Annotated in this window: 14 protein-coding genes; all 14 read left to right on the top strand. The window is 63.8% G+C overall.

Going from position 1 to position 15,402, the window contains the following annotated elements; genetic code table 11:
* The first annotated feature begins 101 nt into the window (after positions 1–101).
* The 14 genes from APH35_RS11560 to APH35_RS11495 all read left to right on the top strand — a co-directional run bounded on the left by APH35_RS11560 (position 102) and on the right by APH35_RS11495 (position 15,332).
* Positions 102–1,724: a methyl-accepting chemotaxis protein gene (locus APH35_RS11560; RefSeq protein WP_012270782.1), complete on the top strand. Its 1,623-nt coding sequence runs from the start codon at positions 102–104 to the stop codon at positions 1,722–1,724.
* A 5-nt stretch (positions 1,725–1,729) separates the two neighbouring features.
* The gene (locus tag APH35_RS11555; protein ID WP_060514828.1) at positions 1,730–2,236 is read left to right on the top strand and encodes a chemotaxis protein CheW; all 507 of its coding nucleotides are present in this window, start codon (positions 1,730–1,732) and stop codon (positions 2,234–2,236) included.
* A complete protein-coding gene (locus tag APH35_RS11550; protein ID WP_060514827.1) occupies positions 2,233–3,507 on the top strand; it encodes a CheR family methyltransferase in 1,275 nt (424 codons plus the stop codon). The genes APH35_RS11555 and APH35_RS11550 overlap by 4 nt, the downstream gene beginning before the upstream one ends.
* Positions 3,504–4,169: a chemotaxis protein CheW gene (locus APH35_RS11545; RefSeq protein ID WP_060514826.1), complete on the top strand. Its 666-nt coding sequence runs from the start codon at positions 3,504–3,506 to the stop codon at positions 4,167–4,169. Before APH35_RS11550 ends, APH35_RS11545 begins: the two co-directional genes overlap by 4 nt.
* On the top strand, positions 4,166–6,469 hold the full coding sequence (locus APH35_RS11540) for a hybrid sensor histidine kinase/response regulator (protein ID WP_060492685.1): 2,304 nt from the start codon (positions 4,166–4,168) through the stop codon (positions 6,467–6,469). Before APH35_RS11545 ends, APH35_RS11540 begins: the two co-directional genes overlap by 4 nt.
* Positions 6,466–7,479, top strand: a complete 1,014-nt coding sequence (gene wspF, locus APH35_RS11535; RefSeq protein WP_012270787.1) for a Wsp signal transduction system protein-glutamate methylesterase WspF — start codon at positions 6,466–6,468, stop codon at positions 7,477–7,479. The genes APH35_RS11540 and wspF overlap by 4 nt, the downstream gene beginning before the upstream one ends.
* Positions 7,480–7,530: 51 nt before the next feature.
* Positions 7,531–8,535, top strand: a complete 1,005-nt coding sequence (gene wspR / locus APH35_RS11530; protein ID WP_012270788.1) for a Wsp signal transduction system regulator diguanylate cyclase WspR — start codon at positions 7,531–7,533, stop codon at positions 8,533–8,535.
* 131 nt (positions 8,536–8,666) lie between these two features.
* Positions 8,667–9,762 (top strand): peptide chain release factor 2 gene (prfB, locus tag APH35_RS28830; RefSeq protein WP_123109230.1). Its coding sequence is split into 2 segments (ribosomal slippage): positions 8,667–8,738 and positions 8,740–9,762, totalling 1,095 coding nucleotides; the frame shifts between segments, so codons are not numbered across the junction.
* Positions 9,763–9,855: 93 nt separating this feature from the next.
* A complete protein-coding gene (gene lysS / locus APH35_RS11520) occupies positions 9,856–11,358 on the top strand; it encodes a lysine--tRNA ligase (RefSeq protein WP_012270790.1) in 1,503 nt (500 codons plus the stop codon).
* 144 nt (positions 11,359–11,502) lie between these two features.
* Positions 11,503–12,207, top strand: coding sequence for a TetR/AcrR family transcriptional regulator (locus APH35_RS11515; RefSeq protein ID WP_012270791.1), 705 nt, complete (start codon positions 11,503–11,505; stop codon positions 12,205–12,207).
* A 29-nt stretch (positions 12,208–12,236) separates the two neighbouring features.
* Positions 12,237–12,785 carry a hypothetical protein gene (locus APH35_RS11510; protein WP_056796298.1) on the top strand — a complete coding sequence of 183 codons (549 nt, stop codon included), beginning with the start codon at positions 12,237–12,239 and terminating at the stop codon, positions 12,783–12,785.
* A 51-nt stretch (positions 12,786–12,836) separates the two neighbouring features.
* Positions 12,837–14,114 carry a flavohemoglobin expression-modulating QEGLA motif protein gene (locus tag APH35_RS11505; protein ID WP_012270793.1) on the top strand — a complete coding sequence of 426 codons (1,278 nt, stop codon included), beginning with the start codon at positions 12,837–12,839 and terminating at the stop codon, positions 14,112–14,114.
* Positions 14,086–15,009 carry an alpha/beta hydrolase gene (locus APH35_RS11500; protein ID WP_060514825.1) on the top strand — a complete coding sequence of 308 codons (924 nt, stop codon included), beginning with the start codon at positions 14,086–14,088 and terminating at the stop codon, positions 15,007–15,009. Before APH35_RS11505 ends, APH35_RS11500 begins: the two co-directional genes overlap by 29 nt.
* Positions 15,006–15,332, top strand: a complete 327-nt coding sequence (locus APH35_RS11495) for a hypothetical protein (RefSeq protein WP_060514824.1) — start codon at positions 15,006–15,008, stop codon at positions 15,330–15,332. The genes APH35_RS11500 and APH35_RS11495 overlap by 4 nt, the downstream gene beginning before the upstream one ends.
* The last annotated feature ends 70 nt before the right edge of the window (positions 15,333–15,402 follow it).

The following is a 15,402-nucleotide window of genomic DNA, read 5'->3' as shown; positions in this document are numbered from 1 at the left end:
CTGCTGCCTGTTTACCCTTCACTTCACCCGCAAAACCGTAAGGCCTCTAGGCTATACTTCGGCGATTTTTCCCGCTCGTTGTGAATTCCTGAGGGCTGAATGTGAAAAACTGGACCTTGCGCCAACGGATCCTGGCAAGTTTCGCCGTGATCATCGCCATCATGCTGCTGATGATCGTGGCCGCCTATTCGCGGTTGGTGACCATCGAAACCGCCGAAGAGGCGGTAGGGACCGACAGCATTCCCGGGGTCTACTACAGCTCGATGATCCGCAGCGCCTGGGTCGATAGCTACGTCACCAGCCAGCAACTGGTGGGCCTGTCCAACCACCGTGAAATCACTTCGGCCGACATGGAGCTGTTCAAAAGCTTCGAAGACCGGCTCAAGCAACACATGGCCAGCTACCAGGCCACCATCCAGGACAAGGATGATCAAACCCGCTTCGACAACTTCGTGCAGTTGGAAGAGGGCTACCTGAAGATCGTCAACCAGGTGCTGGATACTTACCGCCAGCACAACTACGCCGAAGCCGAACGGCTGATCATCGAAGTGCTGACCCCGGCCTGGGTAGATGGGCGCAAGCACTTGAATGAAGTGATCGAGAACAACCGGGCATCAGCCGACGCCGCCACCAACGAGATCGTCAGCGCCGTGAGCACGGCCAAGGGCAGCATGGTCGTTTCGCTGCTGCTGGCAATCGTTGCCGCTGGCATCTGCGGCTTGCTGCTGATGCGCGCCATCACCGCGCCCATGCAACGTATCGTGCATGCCCTCGACAAGCTGCGCTCGGGCGACCTGAGCATGCGCCTGAGCCTGGACCGCAAGGACGAGTTCGGTGCCATCGAAAGCGGTTTCAACGAGATGGCCGAAGCACTGGCCAACCTGGTAGCCCAGGCGCAACGTTCGTCGGTGCAGGTGACCACCTCGGTTACCGAAATTGCCGCCACGTCCAAGCAACAGCAGGCCACCGCCACCGAAACGGCCGCCACCACCACCGAAATCGGCGCCACCTCGCGAGAAATCGCCGCCACTTCGCGCGACCTGGTGCGCACCATGACCGAAGTGACGACCGCCGCTGACCAGGCCTCCAGCCTGGCAGGCTCCGGGCAGCAGGGCCTGGCGCGCATGGAAGAGACCATGCACCAGGTGATGGGCGCAGCCGATCTGGTCAACGCCAAGCTTGGCATCCTCAACGAGAAAGCCAGCAACATCACGCAGATGGTGGTCACCATCGTCAAGGTTGCCGACCAGACCAACCTGCTGTCGCTCAACGCCGCCATCGAGGCAGAAAAGGCCGGCGAATATGGCCGCGGCTTTGCCGTGGTCGCCACCGAAGTGCGCCGCCTGGCCGACCAGACCGCCGTCGCCACCTACGACATCGAGCAGATGGTGCGCGAGATCCAGTCGGCCGTGTCGGCTGGGGTCATGGGCATGGACAAGTTCTCCGAAGAAGTGCGCCGCGGCATGTTCGAAGTACAACAGGTGGGCGAGCAGCTCAGCCAGATCATCCACCAGGTGCAGGCCCTGGCACCGCGCGTGCTGATGGTCAACGAAGGCATGCAGGCCCAGGCCACCGGTGCCGAGCAGATCAACCAGGCGCTGGCCCAGCTCAGCGATGCCAGCACCCAGACCGTCGAGTCGCTGCGCCAGGCCAGTTTTGCCATCGATGAGCTAAGCCAGGTGGCCGCGGGCCTGCGTGGCGGCGTGTCGCGCTTCAAAGTCTGACCGCGATGAACGACTTGCAACCGCGCCCCGCGCGGGCGAAAAACGCCAAGGGGGCGTTGTACCTGCAGTTTCGCATCAGGGCGCAGCGTTTTGCCCTGAGCGTGCACGAGGTGATCGAGGTGTTGCCGCGTCAGCCGCTCAAGCCGATTGCCCAGGCACCTGCCTGGGTCGCCGGTATCCTCGCTCATCGTGGCCAGCTGGTGCCGGTGATCGACCTTGCCGCGCTGAGCTTTGGCCAGCCAGCGGCGCAGCGCACCAGCACCCGCCTGGTGCTGGTGCACTACCGTGGCAGCCTGCAGCTTGGCTTGATTCTGGAGCAGGCCACCGAAACCCTGCGGTGCCAACCCGACGAGTTTCAGCCCTATGGGGTGGACACCGGCGAAGCGCCTTATCTGGGCCCGGTGCGCCAGGATGCCCAGGGCATGCTGCAGCGCATCGAAGTCAATGACCTGCTGCCCGACGCTGTGCACGAATTGCTGTACACGCAAGACCCGACAGGGATGCCTACATGAACGAACAGCGTTTATTCCGCTTCTTGCGCGAGCGCATTGGTCTGGACGTGGAGTCGGTGGGCGCGCCCATGGTCGAGCGCGCACTGCGCCAGCGCTGCGTGGCTGCAGGCGCGATGGACCTGGACGATTACTGGCTGCGCCTGCAGCAGTCGGCGGATGAGCAACAGGCGCTGATCGAAGCGGTGATCGTCCCGGAAACCTGGTTTTTCCGTTACCCCGAATCCTTCACTGCGCTGGCCAGCCTGGCCCATAAACGCCTGGCCCAGCTGGCGGGTGCACGCCCATTGCGCCTGCTCAGCCTGCCGTGCTCGACCGGCGAGGAGCCGTATTCGCTGGCCATGGCCTTGCTCGACGCTGGCATCGCGCCGGGGGCATTGCTGATTGATGCTATGGACATCAGCCCCAGTTCGGTAGCCAAGGCAAGGCTGGCCGTGTATGGGCGCAATGCCTTTCGTGGCAGCGAACTGGGCTTTCGTGAGCGCTACTTCGATGCCCTCGACGAAGGCCATCGCCTGCATGAACGGGTACGCCAGCAAGTCAGCCTGCAGGTGGGCAACGTGCTTGACCCGGCGTTGGCCAGCCGCGATGGCCTGTATGACTTCGTGTTCTGTCGCAACCTGTTGATTTATTTCGACGTGCCGACCCAGCAGCGTGTGTTCGAGGTGCTCAAACGCCTGCTGCATCCGCAGGGTGTGCTGTTCATCGGCCCGGCCGAGGGCAGCTTGCTGGCACGCCTGGGCATGCGTCCGCTGGGGATCCCCCAGTCGTTTGCCTATGTGCGTCAGGAAGGCGACAGCGCCCCGATGGACGTGGTACCCGCCCAACCGGTGAAGCGAACGTTGGCGACGTTGCCCACAGCGGGGTATCCACCGCCCAGCGCGCCGTTGCCACCGCCGCTGCGAGTGTTGCCTGTGGCGGCCAGGCCGGCGCCGGCCCGCGAGCACAAGCACGAGGGGGCCAGTGAGTTGCTGGCCAGCATTGCCCGCCTGGCCAATGCCGGTGCCAGCGAGCAGGCCCGGGGCGAGTGCCAGCGCTACCTGGGCCAGTACCCGCCGTCGGCGCAGGTGTACTACTGGCTGGGGCTGCTCAGTGATACCGAAGGCGATGCGCAGCAGGCGCTGACCCACTACCGCAAGGCCCTGTACCTGGAACCACAGCACCCCGAGGCGCTGGTGCACCTGGCGGCCTTGCTGGCGGCCCAGGGTGACCTGGCCGGTGCCCGGCGCCTGCAGGAACGGGCGGCGCGGGCTGGCCGGGAGTCTGAACGATGAACAGTGAATCCGCGATGCAGTTGCTGGCCGAGGATGACGCGCACATCGACGACTGCTGGAACCGCATTGGCGTGCATGGCGACAAGCAGTGCCCGCTGCTGGAGCAGCATGTTCATTGCCGCAATTGCGAGGTGTATGCCGCCGCGGCCACGCGTTTGCTCGACCGCTATGCGCTGATGCAGGACCACCAGGCTGCAGTAGCGCAGCCGGTCGAAGAAAACACCGGCCGCTCCATGCTGCTGTTCCGCCTGGGCGAAGAGTGGCTGGCGCTGGCTACCGCCTGCCTGGCCGAGATCGCCCCGTTGCAGGCGGTGCATTCGCTGCCGCATCAGCGCTCGCGGCTGCTGCAGGGGGTTGCCAATGTGCGCGGTGCGTTGGTGCCGTGCCTGTCACTGGCTGACTTGCTGGGTGTGCAAGCCGGTACCGCCGAGCAGCGTGGCGGCCGGGCGATGCCACGCATGCTGATTCTGGCCGCCGAAGGTGGGCCGGTGGTGATGGCCGTCGAGGAAATCGACGGTATTCACCGGCTCGACCCACTGTTGCTTGGCAGCGGCCAGGACGCCACACGCTTCACCTCCGCAGTCCTGCAGTGGCGCGGCCGCAGTGTGCGGGTGCTGGACGATCAACACTTACTGTCTGCCGTGCAGCGGAGCTTGTCATGACCCCAGAGCAAATGCGCGACGCATCGTTGCTCGAACTGTTCAGCCTGGAGGCCGAGGCGCAGACCCAGGTGCTCAGTGCCGGCCTGATGGCATTGGAGCGCAATCCCACCCAGGCCGACCAGCTCGAGGCCTGCATGCGCGCCGCCCACTCGCTCAAGGGGGCCGCGCGCATCGTCGGGGTGGATGCGGGCGTCAGTGTCGCCCATGTCATGGAGGATTGCCTGGTAGCGGCCCAGGAAGGCCGTCTGCGGCTGACCGCCGAGCATATCGATGCACTCTTGCAAGGCACCGACCTGCTGATGCGCATCGCCACGCCAGGCGATGCCGGCGCGCAGGCGACCTTGCCGGTGTTTCTTGCGCAAATGGCCAACCTGCTTGACCCAGGCGCTGCTGCCATTCCTGCGGCGCCGTTGGTGGCACCCGTGCTGCCGGAGCCACCCCCGGCAACCCCGACGTCGGCCCCGTTGGTGGTGCCAGCCGAACCGCCGGAACCAGAGCCCGAGCCCCAGCCGGCCCTGCGGCGCAAGGCCGGCAAGCGCGCCGGGGAAGGTGCCGAGCGGGTACTGCGTGTTACCGCCGACCGCCTCAATAGCCTGCTCGACCTGTCCAGCAAGTCGCTGGTGGAAACCCAGCGGCTCAAGCCTTACCTGGCCACCCTGCAGCGCCTCAAACGCATGCACGGCCAAGGCATGCAGGCGCTCGATGGCTTGCGTATGCAGCTGGAGGACAGTGGCCAGCGCAGCGAGGTGCTCGAAGCCCTGGCGCAAACCCAGCGCCTGCTGGCGGAAACCCAGCAGATCCTGCAGCAACAGGCTGCGGACCTGGACGAATTCGGCTGGCAGGCCAGCCAGCGTGCACAATTACTGTATGACACGGCTCTGGCTTGCCGAATGCGGCCGTTTGCCGACGTGCTGACTGGGCAGAGCCGCATGGTCCGTGACCTGGGCCGCTCGCTGGGCAAACCGGTGCGCTTGGTGGTGGAAGGGGAGAAAACCCAGGTCGACCGCGATGTGCTGGAAAAACTCGAAGCACCGCTGACCCACTTGTTGCGCAATGCCGTCGACCACGGCATCGAACTGCCCGAGCGGCGCCTGCTGGCGGCCAAGCCGGACGAGGGGGAGATCCGCCTGAGGGCGTCGCACCAGGCCGGCATGCTCAGCCTGGAGCTGATCGACGATGGCGCCGGCATCGACCTGGAGCGCTTGCGCAGCAGCATCGTCGAGCGTGCCCTGTCGCCGGCCGACACGGTGGCGCGGATGAGTGAAGCGGAGCTGCTGACGTTCCTGTTCCTGCCCGGTTTCAGCCTGCGCGACAAGGTTACCGAAGTGTCCGGGCGCGGCGTGGGGCTGGATGCGGTGCAGCACATGATCCGCGAGCTGCGCGGCTCGATCGAGCTGACTCAGGTGGCGGGGCAGGGGTGTCGCTTCCATCTGCAGGTGCCACTGACCCTGTCGGTGGTGCGCAGCCTGGTGGTCGAGGTGGGCGGTGAGGCTTACGCTTTCCCGCTGGCCCATATCGAACGCACGCTGGAAGTGACCGCCGAACAGATCGTGCAGATCGAAGGGCGTCAGCACTTCTGGCACGAAGGCCGGCATATTGGCCTGGTGGCCGCCAGCCAGTTGCTCAACCGCCCGGCCGGGCAAAGCGACGAAGCCAGCCTGCGGGTGGTGGTGATCCGTGAGCGCGAGCAGCTGTACGGCGTGGCCGTGGAGCGGCTGGTGGGCGAACGGGTGCTGGTGGTGATGCCCCTCGACCCACGGCTGGGCAAGGTACAGGACATTTCCTCCGGTGCCTTGCTCGATGATGGCTCGGTGGTGCTGATCGTCGATGTCGAAGACTTGCTGCGGTCGGTGGAAAAACTGCTCAGCACCGGTAGCCTGGAGCGCATCGAGCGCGGCAGCAGCGGTGCCCGTGGGGTGGCCCGCAAGCGCATCCTGGTGGTCGACGATTCGCTGACCGTGCGCGAACTGCAGCGCAAGCTGTTGGGTAACCGTGGCTACGACGTGGCAGTGGCAGTCGATGGCATGGACGGCTGGAACGCCCTGCGCGGTGAGGACTTCGACTTGCTGATTACCGACATCGACATGCCGCGCATGGACGGCATCGAGCTGGTCACCCTGGTGCGTCGCGACCAGCGGCTGCAGTCGTTGCCGGTGATGGTGGTGTCCTACAAAGACCGTGAGGAAGACCGACGGCGTGGTCTGGATGCTGGCGCGGACTACTATTTGGCGAAAGCCAGTTTCCACGACGATGCGTTGCTGGATGCTGTAGTCGAGCTGATCGGAGGTGCTCAGGGATGAAGATCGCCATCGTCAATGACATGCCCATGGCCGTGGAGGCGTTACGCCGGGCAGTGGCCTTCGAGCCCGCGCACCAGGTAGTGTGGGTGGCCAGCAATGGTGCCGAGGCGGTGCAGCGCTGCTGCGAACAACTGCCCGACCTGATTCTCATGGACCTGATCATGCCGGTGATGGACGGTGTCGAGGCGACCCGGCGGATCATGGCCGAAACCCCGTGCGCCATCGTCATCGTCACGGTCGACCGCAAGCAAAACGTGCACCGGGTGTTCGAGGCGATGGGCCATGGCGCTCTCGATGTGGTCGACACCCCGGCGTTGGGTGCTGGCGATGCCCGCGAAGCGGCGGCCCCCCTGCTGCGCAAAATCCTCAATATCGGCTGGCTGGTCGGTCAGCAGCGTGCCCCAGCCGCAAGGCCGGTAGCCGCTCCGCTGCGCGAGGCTTCGCAGCGTCGCGGGCTGGTGGCAATTGGCTCGTCGGCGGGCGGCCCGGCGGCGCTCGAAGTGTTGCTCAAGAGCTTGCCGGCAGCGTTTCCGGCGGCCGTCGTGCTGGTCCAGCATGTGGACCAGGTGTTTGCCGCAGGCATGGCCGAATGGCTCAGCAGCGCAGCCGGCCTGCCGGTGCGCCTGGCCCGTGAAGGTGAACCGCCGCAGCCAGGGCAGGTGTTGCTGGCGGGGACCAACCACCACATTCGCCTGCTACAGAACGGCCAACTGGCCTACACTGCCGAGCCTGTCAATGAAATCTACCGGCCCTCGATCGATGTGTTCTTCGAGAGTGTGGCACGTTACTGGAATGGTGATGCCGTGGGCGTGCTGCTCACCGGCATGGGCCGTGACGGTGCCCAAGGCCTGAAGCTGATGCGTCAGCAGGGCTTTTTGACCATTGCCCAGGACCAGGCCAGCAGCGCGGTGTACGGCATGCCCAAAGCTGCTGCGGCCATTGATGCCGCAGTGGAAATTCGCCCGCTGGAACGCATAGCCGGGCGCTTGACGGACTTTTTCGCAAAATGACGAAACGTATTGAATCACGCCGCAAGGCCGGTAGTGATCGGGTGAACAGGTATGAATGACTTACCGATCGAAGGTTTCGCGACCACCAACGAGAACTCGGCGATGGTGCTGTTGGTCGACGATCAGGCAATGATCGGCGAAGCGGTGCGGCGTGGTCTGGCCAATGAGGACAACATCGACTTCCACTTCTGTGCCGACCCGCACCAGGCGGTGCTCCAGGCCATGCGCATCAAGCCTACGGTCATTCTCCAGGACCTGATCATGCCTGGCCTGGACGGTTTGACCCTGGTGCGCGAGTACCGCAACAACCCGGCGACCCAGGACATTCCGATCATCGTCCTGTCGACCAAGGAAGACCCACTGGTCAAGAGCGCGGCGTTTGCCGCCGGGGCCAACGATTACCTGGTCAAGCTGCCGGACACCATCGAACTGGTGGCGCGTATCCGCTACCACTCGCGCTCCTACCTGACGCTGCTGCAGCGCGACGAGGCCTACCGCGCCTTGCGCGTCAGCCAGCAGCAACTGCTCGATTCCAACCTGATGCTGCAGCGGCTGATGAACTCCGATGGCCTGACCGGGCTGTCCAACCGCCGCCATTTCGACGAGTACCTGGAGCTGGAATGGCGCCGGGCGATGCGTGAACAGCAGCAGCTGTCGTTGCTGATGATCGACGTGGACTACTTCAAGGCCTATAACGACAGCTTCGGCCACCTGGCCGGCGACGAGGCCTTGCGCCAGGTGGCCGAAGCCATTCGTGGCTCGTGCTCGCGGCCGACCGACCTGCCGGCGCGCTATGGCGGTGAAGAGTTCGCCCTGGTGCTGCCCAACACCTCGCCAGGCGGGGCACGCCTGGTGGCCGAAAAGCTGCGCCAGACCGTGCTTGGCCTGGGCATCCCGCATACTGCGCCGGTGGCCGAATCGTTCCTGACCGTGAGCATTGGCCTGGCTACCCAGACCCCGGCCGTCGGCAGCCATTGCCGGCAGCTGATCTCGGCAGCGGACAAAGGCCTGTACCAAGCCAAGAACAGCGGGCGTAACCAGGTTGGCATCGCCTGAGCAGGATTGCGCGGACCGTGTAGGCGCGGTGCAGCTTTCTGAACAGACTACCGCCCGGCGGGTCTGCCGCCATGCTGCGGACTCGGTTATACTCGCAGGCTTTTCACCGAATTCGTGCGAGTAGCCAGCCCATGGAAATCCAACCGATCCTGAACACCATCAAGGACCTCACCGAGCGTTCCCAGTCCATTCGGGGGTATCTTTGACTACGATCACAAGCATGACCGCCTGATCGAAGTCAACCGCGAGCTGGAAGACCCCAACGTCTGGAACAAGCCCGAGTACGCCCAGGCCCTGGGCCGCGAGCGTGCCATGCTGGCGCAGGTGGTCGAGACCCTGGACAAATTGTCCAACGGCCTGGGTGACTGCCAGGACCTGCTCGACATGGCCGTCGAGGAAAATGACGAAAACGCCGTCGGCGACGTCGTGGCCGAGCTGGAAGAGCTGGAAGAAAACCTGGCCAAGCTTGAGTTCCGTCGCATGTTCAGCGGCGAGATGGACATGAACAACGCCTACCTGGACATCCAGGCCGGCTCTGGTGGTACCGAAGCGCAGGACTGGGCCAACATCCTGCTGCGCATGTACCTGCGCTGGGCTGACAAGCGCGGTTTCGACGCCACCATCATCGAGCTTTCCGAAGGTGAAGTCGCCGGCATCAAGGGCGCCACCGTGCACATCAAGGGCGAGTACGCCTTCGGCTGGCTGCGTACCGAAATCGGTGTGCACCGCCTGGTGCGCAAGAGCCCGTTCGACTCCGGTGCCCGTCGCCACACCTCGTTCTCGGCAGTGTTCGTGTCGCCCGAAATCGACGACAAGGTCGAGATCGAGATCAACCCGTCCGACCTGCGCATTGACACCTACCGCTCCTCCGGTGCCGGTGGTCAGCACGTGAACACCACCGACTCGGCCGTACGTATCACCCACGTACCGACCAACACCGTGGTGGCGTGCCAGAACGAACGCTCCCAGCACGCCAACAAAGACACCGCCATGAAAATGCTGCGGGCCAAGTTGTACGAGCTGGAAATGCAGAAGCGCAACGCCGCATCGCAGGCGCTGGAAGACAGCAAGTCGGACATCGGCTGGGGCCACCAGATCCGTTCCTACGTACTGGATGACTCGCGCATCAAAGACCTGCGCACAGGCGTAGAGCGCAGCGACTGCCAGAAAGTGCTGGACGGCGACCTCGACCAGTACCTGGAAGCAAGCCTCAAGCAAGGGCTGTAAGCCGCACTCCACTGCCGCGATACCTGGCTGCCCGCCGGTATCGCGTGCCCTGCCCGAAAAGGGCAACGAATACCTGATGGAAAGAATGACGACATGAGCGACCTCAAGACCGAATCGCAAGACCTGCAACAGGAAGAAAATGCCCTGATCGCCCTGCGCAAGGAAAAACTTGCCGCCGAGCGCGCCAAGGGCAACGCCTTCCCCAACGACTTCCGTCGCGACAGCTACTGCAACGACCTGCAGAAACAGTACGCGGACAAGACCAAGGAAGAGCTGGAAGCAGCCGCGATCCCGGTCAAGGTTGCCGGCCGTATCATGCTCAACCGTGGCTCGTTCATGGTTATCCAGGACATGACTGGCCGTATCCAGGTCTACGTCAACCGCAAAACCCTGCCCGAAGAAACCCTGGCTGCGGTCAAGACTTGGGACCTGGGCGACATCATCAGTGCCGAAGGCACCCTGGCCCGTTCCGGCAAGGGCGACCTGTACGTCGAAATGACCAATGTGCGCCTGTTGACCAAGTCGCTGCGCCCGCTGCCCGACAAGCACCACGGTCTGACCGACACCGAGCAGCGCTACCGTCAGCGTTACGTCGACCTGATGGTCAACGAAGAAACCCGCCACACCTTCCGTGTGCGTTCGCAGGTGATCTCGCACATCCGCAAGTTCCTCATCGAGCGTGACTTCCTCGAAGTCGAAACGCCGATGCTGCAGACCATTCCAGGCGGCGCGGCGGCCAAGCCGTTCGAAACTCACCACAACGCCCTGGACATGGCCATGTTCCTGCGCATCGCGCCGGAGCTGTACCTCAAGCGCCTGGTGGTGGGTGGCTTTGAAAAGGTGTTCGAGATCAACCGCAACTTCCGTAACGAAGGCGTTTCGACTCGTCACAACCCTGAATTCACCATGCTCGAGTTCTACCAGGCCTACGCTGACTACCGCGACAACATGGACCTCACCGAGGAACTGTTCCGTGAGCTGGCGCAGCTGGTACTGGGCAGCACCGACGTGCCGTACGGTGACAAGGTGTTCCACTTTGGCGAGCCGTTCGTGCGCCTGTCGGTGTTCGACTCGATCCTCAAGTACAACCCCGAGCTGACCGCTGCCGACCTGCAGGACGTCGACCGCGCCCGCGACATCGCCAAGAAGGCCGGTGCCAAGGTGCTGGGCCACGAAGGCCTGGGCAAGCTGCAGGTGATGATTTTCGAAGAACTGGTCGAGCACAAGCTGGAGCAGCCGCACTTCATTACCGAGTACCCGTTCGAAGTGTCGCCGCTGGCCCGTCGTAACGACGACAACCCAGCCGTTACCGACCGCTTCGAGCTGTTCATCGGTGGCCGTGAAATCGCCAACGCCTACTCCGAGCTCAACGATGCCGAAGACCAGGCCGAGCGCTTCCTGGCCCAGGTGGCCGAGAAGGACGCCGGTGACGACGAAGCCATGCACTACGACGCCGACTTCGTGCGTGCACTGGAGTACGGCATGCCGCCGACCGCCGGTGAGGGTATCGGCATCGACCGCCTGGTGATGCTGCTGACCAACTCGCCGTCGATCCGCGACGTGATCCTGTTCCCGCACATGCGTCCGCAGGCCTGAGTGATTTGAACGAGCCGCCTTTCGAGGCGGCTTTTTCTTGCCTGAAGCTTTATGTTGTTTGTACTGGCCTCTTTGCGGGCACGCCCGCAAAGAGGCCGGCACTGATGAAACGTTGTCCAATGAGGTATACCCGTGACACCCGCCATGCCTGACCAGGGCGCCGCCGGCATTGCCACCGCCGTCGCCGAAAGCGTGCAATACCAAGGGCGCAAGACTGCCCGCCAAGGCAGCGAACAGCGTCGCCAGCTGATCCTCGACGCCGCCATGCGCATCGTCGTGCGCGATGGTGTACGCGGCGTGCGCCACCGCGCAGTGGCCGCCGAGGCTGGTGTGCCATTGTCGGCCACCACCTACTACTTCAAGGACATCGAGGACCTGCTCACCGATACCTTCGCCCAGTACGTCGAGCGGAGCGCGGCCTACATGGCCAAGCTGTGGGCCAACACCGAGGTGGTGTTGCGCCAGTTGCTGGCCCAGGGCGATGGCAGCCAGCAGGCACGGGCGCGGTTGGCCGACGAAGTGGCGCGCATGACCGCTGACTATGTGCAGCGGCAACTGCTGAACCGCCGTGACTTCCTGATGGCCGAGCAGGCCTTCCGCCAGGAGGCGCTGCTTTGCCCGCGCCTGGCCGAGCTGGTGTGCGCCCATGAGCAGATCCTGTTGCACGGCACCCGGCAATTGCTGCAGGTAGTGGGTTCGCGGCAACCGGAACAGGACGCCCAGATGTTGACGGCGATTATCGAGCAGATGGAATATCAGGGCCTGCTCAAGGATGCGAATGCGCAAGCCGATGGGCAGATGCTCGCTATGCTTACCCGATACCTGCAGCTTGTGCTGGCATCGGCCTGAGCCGAGATCGACTTTTCAAGGAGAACCTGATGAAAGCCTGGCGTGTGGTGTTGTTGACTCTGTCATTCCTGCTGCTGGGCGGTTGTCTGGTGACCTTCCATGAGCCATTGCCCAGCAACCAGGCGGCGCCCAAGGCCCTGCTCGGCAAGTGGAGCAGCAAGGACGCCTGGGGCGAGCCGCTGAAGCTGACCATCAGCCGCAGTGGTGGCGATGCCTACAAGGCAGTGGCCACGGCCAAGGGCAAGGCCCCTGAAGAATACGTGTTCACTGTGTCGCGCCACGGCAACCGCTGGTACCTGTCGGCTGGTGTGCCCAAGCGCCTGGGTGGCAACTTCCTGATTGGCGGTTTCGACATCGTCGATGGCAAGGAACTGGTGGTCTACAACCTGGATGTCGAGCAGGTGCAGCAGGCGGTGGACAAGAAAGAACTGACCGGGCGTAGCACCGAGGTGCCAGAAGACAACGGCGATGGCGTGTTGATCGACAGCCCGTCGGCGCGGGTGCTGGCGTATCTGGACGACCCGGCCAACTCCGACCTGTTCGTCGAGGTGGCGCGGTTCCAGCGCTCCGGCAAATGACCGTGTTGGCTTCCTCGCGGGCAGGTTTCTTGTACTAGAAAGGAGTCCCCGGTGGACGAATACCAGCAAACCATCCGCGCCCTGTCCGACCGCATCGTCGCGGCGCAGACCCCGATCCGGGTCCTGGACGCGGTGAAGTGGGACGACAACATTCGCCAGGGCTTCCTCAAGGCCAAGGGCAAGGAGCCGCCGGCGGTTGACCGCGCCTACTACCAGTCGCGCCCGCTGTCGTTCGACTCCAGCGCGGTCAAGGCCGAGTTTCAGGGCATCGAGCGCGACATCATTCGCCAGCTCGGCCAGTTCAACCCGGTTGGGCAGATCATGAAGCGTATGTGCCGCGAGTACCGCATGGTCGTGCGCATGCTCGAAGCGCGCGGCACCGAGGACTTCGGGTTGATCTCCCAGGAGCTGTACGGCGCGGCCTCGGATGCCTTCCACGCCGGTGACCCGACCCTGGCCGACCTCGGCATGATGTTCTCAGACTACCTGAACAACATTGACGGCCGTGGCGACCTCAAGGACGAACCCAAGAATCTGACGGCCAAGGAGGCCGTGGACATTCTCCAGCGCCGGCTGAACAAGGTGTTCGGCGAGGCCGAGGAAACCATTCGCGTATTCGAGTCTGACGGCATCGTCGCCGATGCTGCGGCCGGTGCCGACTACATCAAGGTGCGCGCCGACGCCATGTTCAACGTCCGCGACGTGCGCGCCCTGGAGGTGCACGAAGGGCTGGTGCACGTGGGCACCACACTGAATGGCCAGAACCAGCCTATCTGTACCTTTCTGGCCAAGGGCCCGCCCTCGTCGACGGTGACCCAGGAAGGCCTGGCCATCCTCATGGAAGTGATCGCCTTTGCGTCCTACCCCAGCCGCTTGCGCAAGCTCACCAACCGCACCCGCGCGATCCACATGGTCGAGGAGGGCGCCGATTTCCTCCAGGTGTTCAACTTCTTCCGCGAGCAGGGCTTCGAGATGGCGCAGAGCTACAGCAACGCCAGCCGGGTGTTCCGCGGCTCGGTGCCCAATGGCCTGCCATTCACCAAGGACTTGTCCTATCTCAAGGGCTTCATCATGGTTTACAACTACATTCAGTTGGCCGTGAAGAAGGGCAAGCTCGAACAGATCCCGTTGCTGTTCTGTGGCAAGACCACCCTGGAAGACATGCGCACCCTGCGTCAGCTGGTCGAGGAGGGTTTGGTCGAGCCACCCAAGTACCTGCCCGAACAGTTCCGCGACCTTAACGCGCTGTCGGCCTGGATGTGCTTCTCCAACTTCCTCAACCACCTGAGCCTGGATCGTATTGAAGCCGACTACGCGAACATTCTCTGAGTGCTGCCGCCTGCTGGCCCTGGGCTTGGTTCTGCTGGGGCTTGGCGGCTGCAGCAGCCTGCTGTTCTACCCCGAGCGTGGCCAGGCCTTCACCCCTGAGCGGGCCAAGCTGGCGTATCGCGATGTCACCCTGAACACTGCTGATGGCCTGCGCCTGCACGGCTGGTGGCTGCCGGCCAAGGCCGGGGTCGATGTCAAAGGCACGGTGCTGCACCTGCATGGAAACGGCGGCAACCTGCCTGGACACCTGGGGGGGAGCTACTGGCTGCCGGAGCAGGGTTACCAGGTGTTGATGATCGATTATCGCGGCTACGGCTTGTCCCAGGGCCAGCCGAGCCTGCCGGACGTGTACCAGGACATTGCCGCCGCCATGGTTTGGCTGGACCAGGCGCCCGAGGTCAAGGGCAAGCCACTGGTGCTGCTGGGGCAGAGCCTGGGTGGCGCCATGGCCATTCATTATCTGGCGGCCCACCCTGAGCAGCGCCAGCGCTTCAGCGCGCTGGTGTTCGATGGCGTGCCGGCCAGTTACCGCGAGGTGGGGCGCTATGCCCTCAGCACCTCGTGGATGACTTGGCCGCTGCAGGTGCCGCTGTCGTGGCTGGTGCCGGACAGCGACAGCGCGATCCGTTCGATCGAGCAGCTGAGCAGCCCGCCCAAACTGTTCTTCCACAGCATCGACGACAACCTGGTGCCGATGGACAACGGCATTCGCCTGTACCAGCACGCACCAGCACCAAGGGTGCTGCAACTGACCCGAGGCGGCCATGTACAGACCTTCGCTGACCCGACCTGGCGCCAGGTGATGCTGCGTTTCCTTGATGACCCCAGCCATTTCAACGGCCTGCGGCGGCTTGCCGAAGTGCCCAATTTCCCTGACGAGAAGAACAAGCAATGAGTGAAGAACGCAACGCCATCCCGCTGATCCTGACCGGCATCGGTAGCATCATCGTGACGGTGGGGGCTTTGTGGTACTACGGTTACCTGCATTTCGCCAAACCCGAGGATGCCCTGTTGCTGCAGGACTTCACCATGCTCAAGACCATCCCCGGCGAAGACTACAAGGTGTCGCTGGACCCGGCGGCGCAGGTGGCCCAGTGTGTGGACGGCGTGCTGGTGCTGTTCGACAACCAGCAAAAAGGCCTGACCGGCGTGCTGGTGGACAACCGCAAGCGCGCCGTGCGTTGCATGGGCGAGGAAACTCCACAGCAGGTGCAGTGATGTTGCCTGTATCGGCCCCGTAGCGGGTGTGCCCGCGAGAGGTCGGAACAGGCAAAAGAAAGCCCCGCGT

Origin of the sequence: Pseudomonas sp. NBRC 111132, from assembly GCF_001320565.1 — a bacterium.
GTDB lineage: Bacteria > Pseudomonadota > Gammaproteobacteria > Pseudomonadales > Pseudomonadaceae > Aquipseudomonas > Aquipseudomonas putida_P.
The sequence above is the reverse complement of the archived record's forward strand: the minus strand, read 5'-3'. Positions and strand labels throughout refer to the sequence as shown.

Excerpts from the sequence above, each read along its gene's own strand:
- APH35_RS11550 (WP_060514827.1), top strand. The coding sequence starts at position 2,233 with ATGAACGAACAGCGTTTATTCCGCTTCTTGCGCGAGCGCATTGGTCTG.
- APH35_RS11495 (WP_060514824.1), top strand. The coding sequence starts at position 15,006 with ATGAGTGAAGAACGCAACGCCATCCCGCTGATCCTGACCGGCATCGGT.
- APH35_RS11515 (WP_012270791.1), top strand. The coding sequence starts at position 11,503 with ATGCCTGACCAGGGCGCCGCCGGCATTGCCACCGCCGTCGCCGAAAGC.
- lysS (WP_012270790.1), top strand. The coding sequence starts at position 9,856 with ATGAGCGACCTCAAGACCGAATCGCAAGACCTGCAACAGGAAGAAAAT.
- APH35_RS11540 (WP_060492685.1), top strand. The coding sequence starts at position 4,166 with ATGACCCCAGAGCAAATGCGCGACGCATCGTTGCTCGAACTGTTCAGC.
- APH35_RS11545 (WP_060514826.1), top strand. The coding sequence starts at position 3,504 with ATGAACAGTGAATCCGCGATGCAGTTGCTGGCCGAGGATGACGCGCAC.
- wspF (WP_012270787.1), top strand. The coding sequence starts at position 6,466 with ATGAAGATCGCCATCGTCAATGACATGCCCATGGCCGTGGAGGCGTTA.
- wspR (WP_012270788.1), top strand. The coding sequence starts at position 7,531 with ATGAATGACTTACCGATCGAAGGTTTCGCGACCACCAACGAGAACTCG.
- APH35_RS11555 (WP_060514828.1), top strand. The coding sequence starts at position 1,730 with ATGAACGACTTGCAACCGCGCCCCGCGCGGGCGAAAAACGCCAAGGGG.
- APH35_RS11510 (WP_056796298.1), top strand. The coding sequence starts at position 12,237 with ATGAAAGCCTGGCGTGTGGTGTTGTTGACTCTGTCATTCCTGCTGCTG.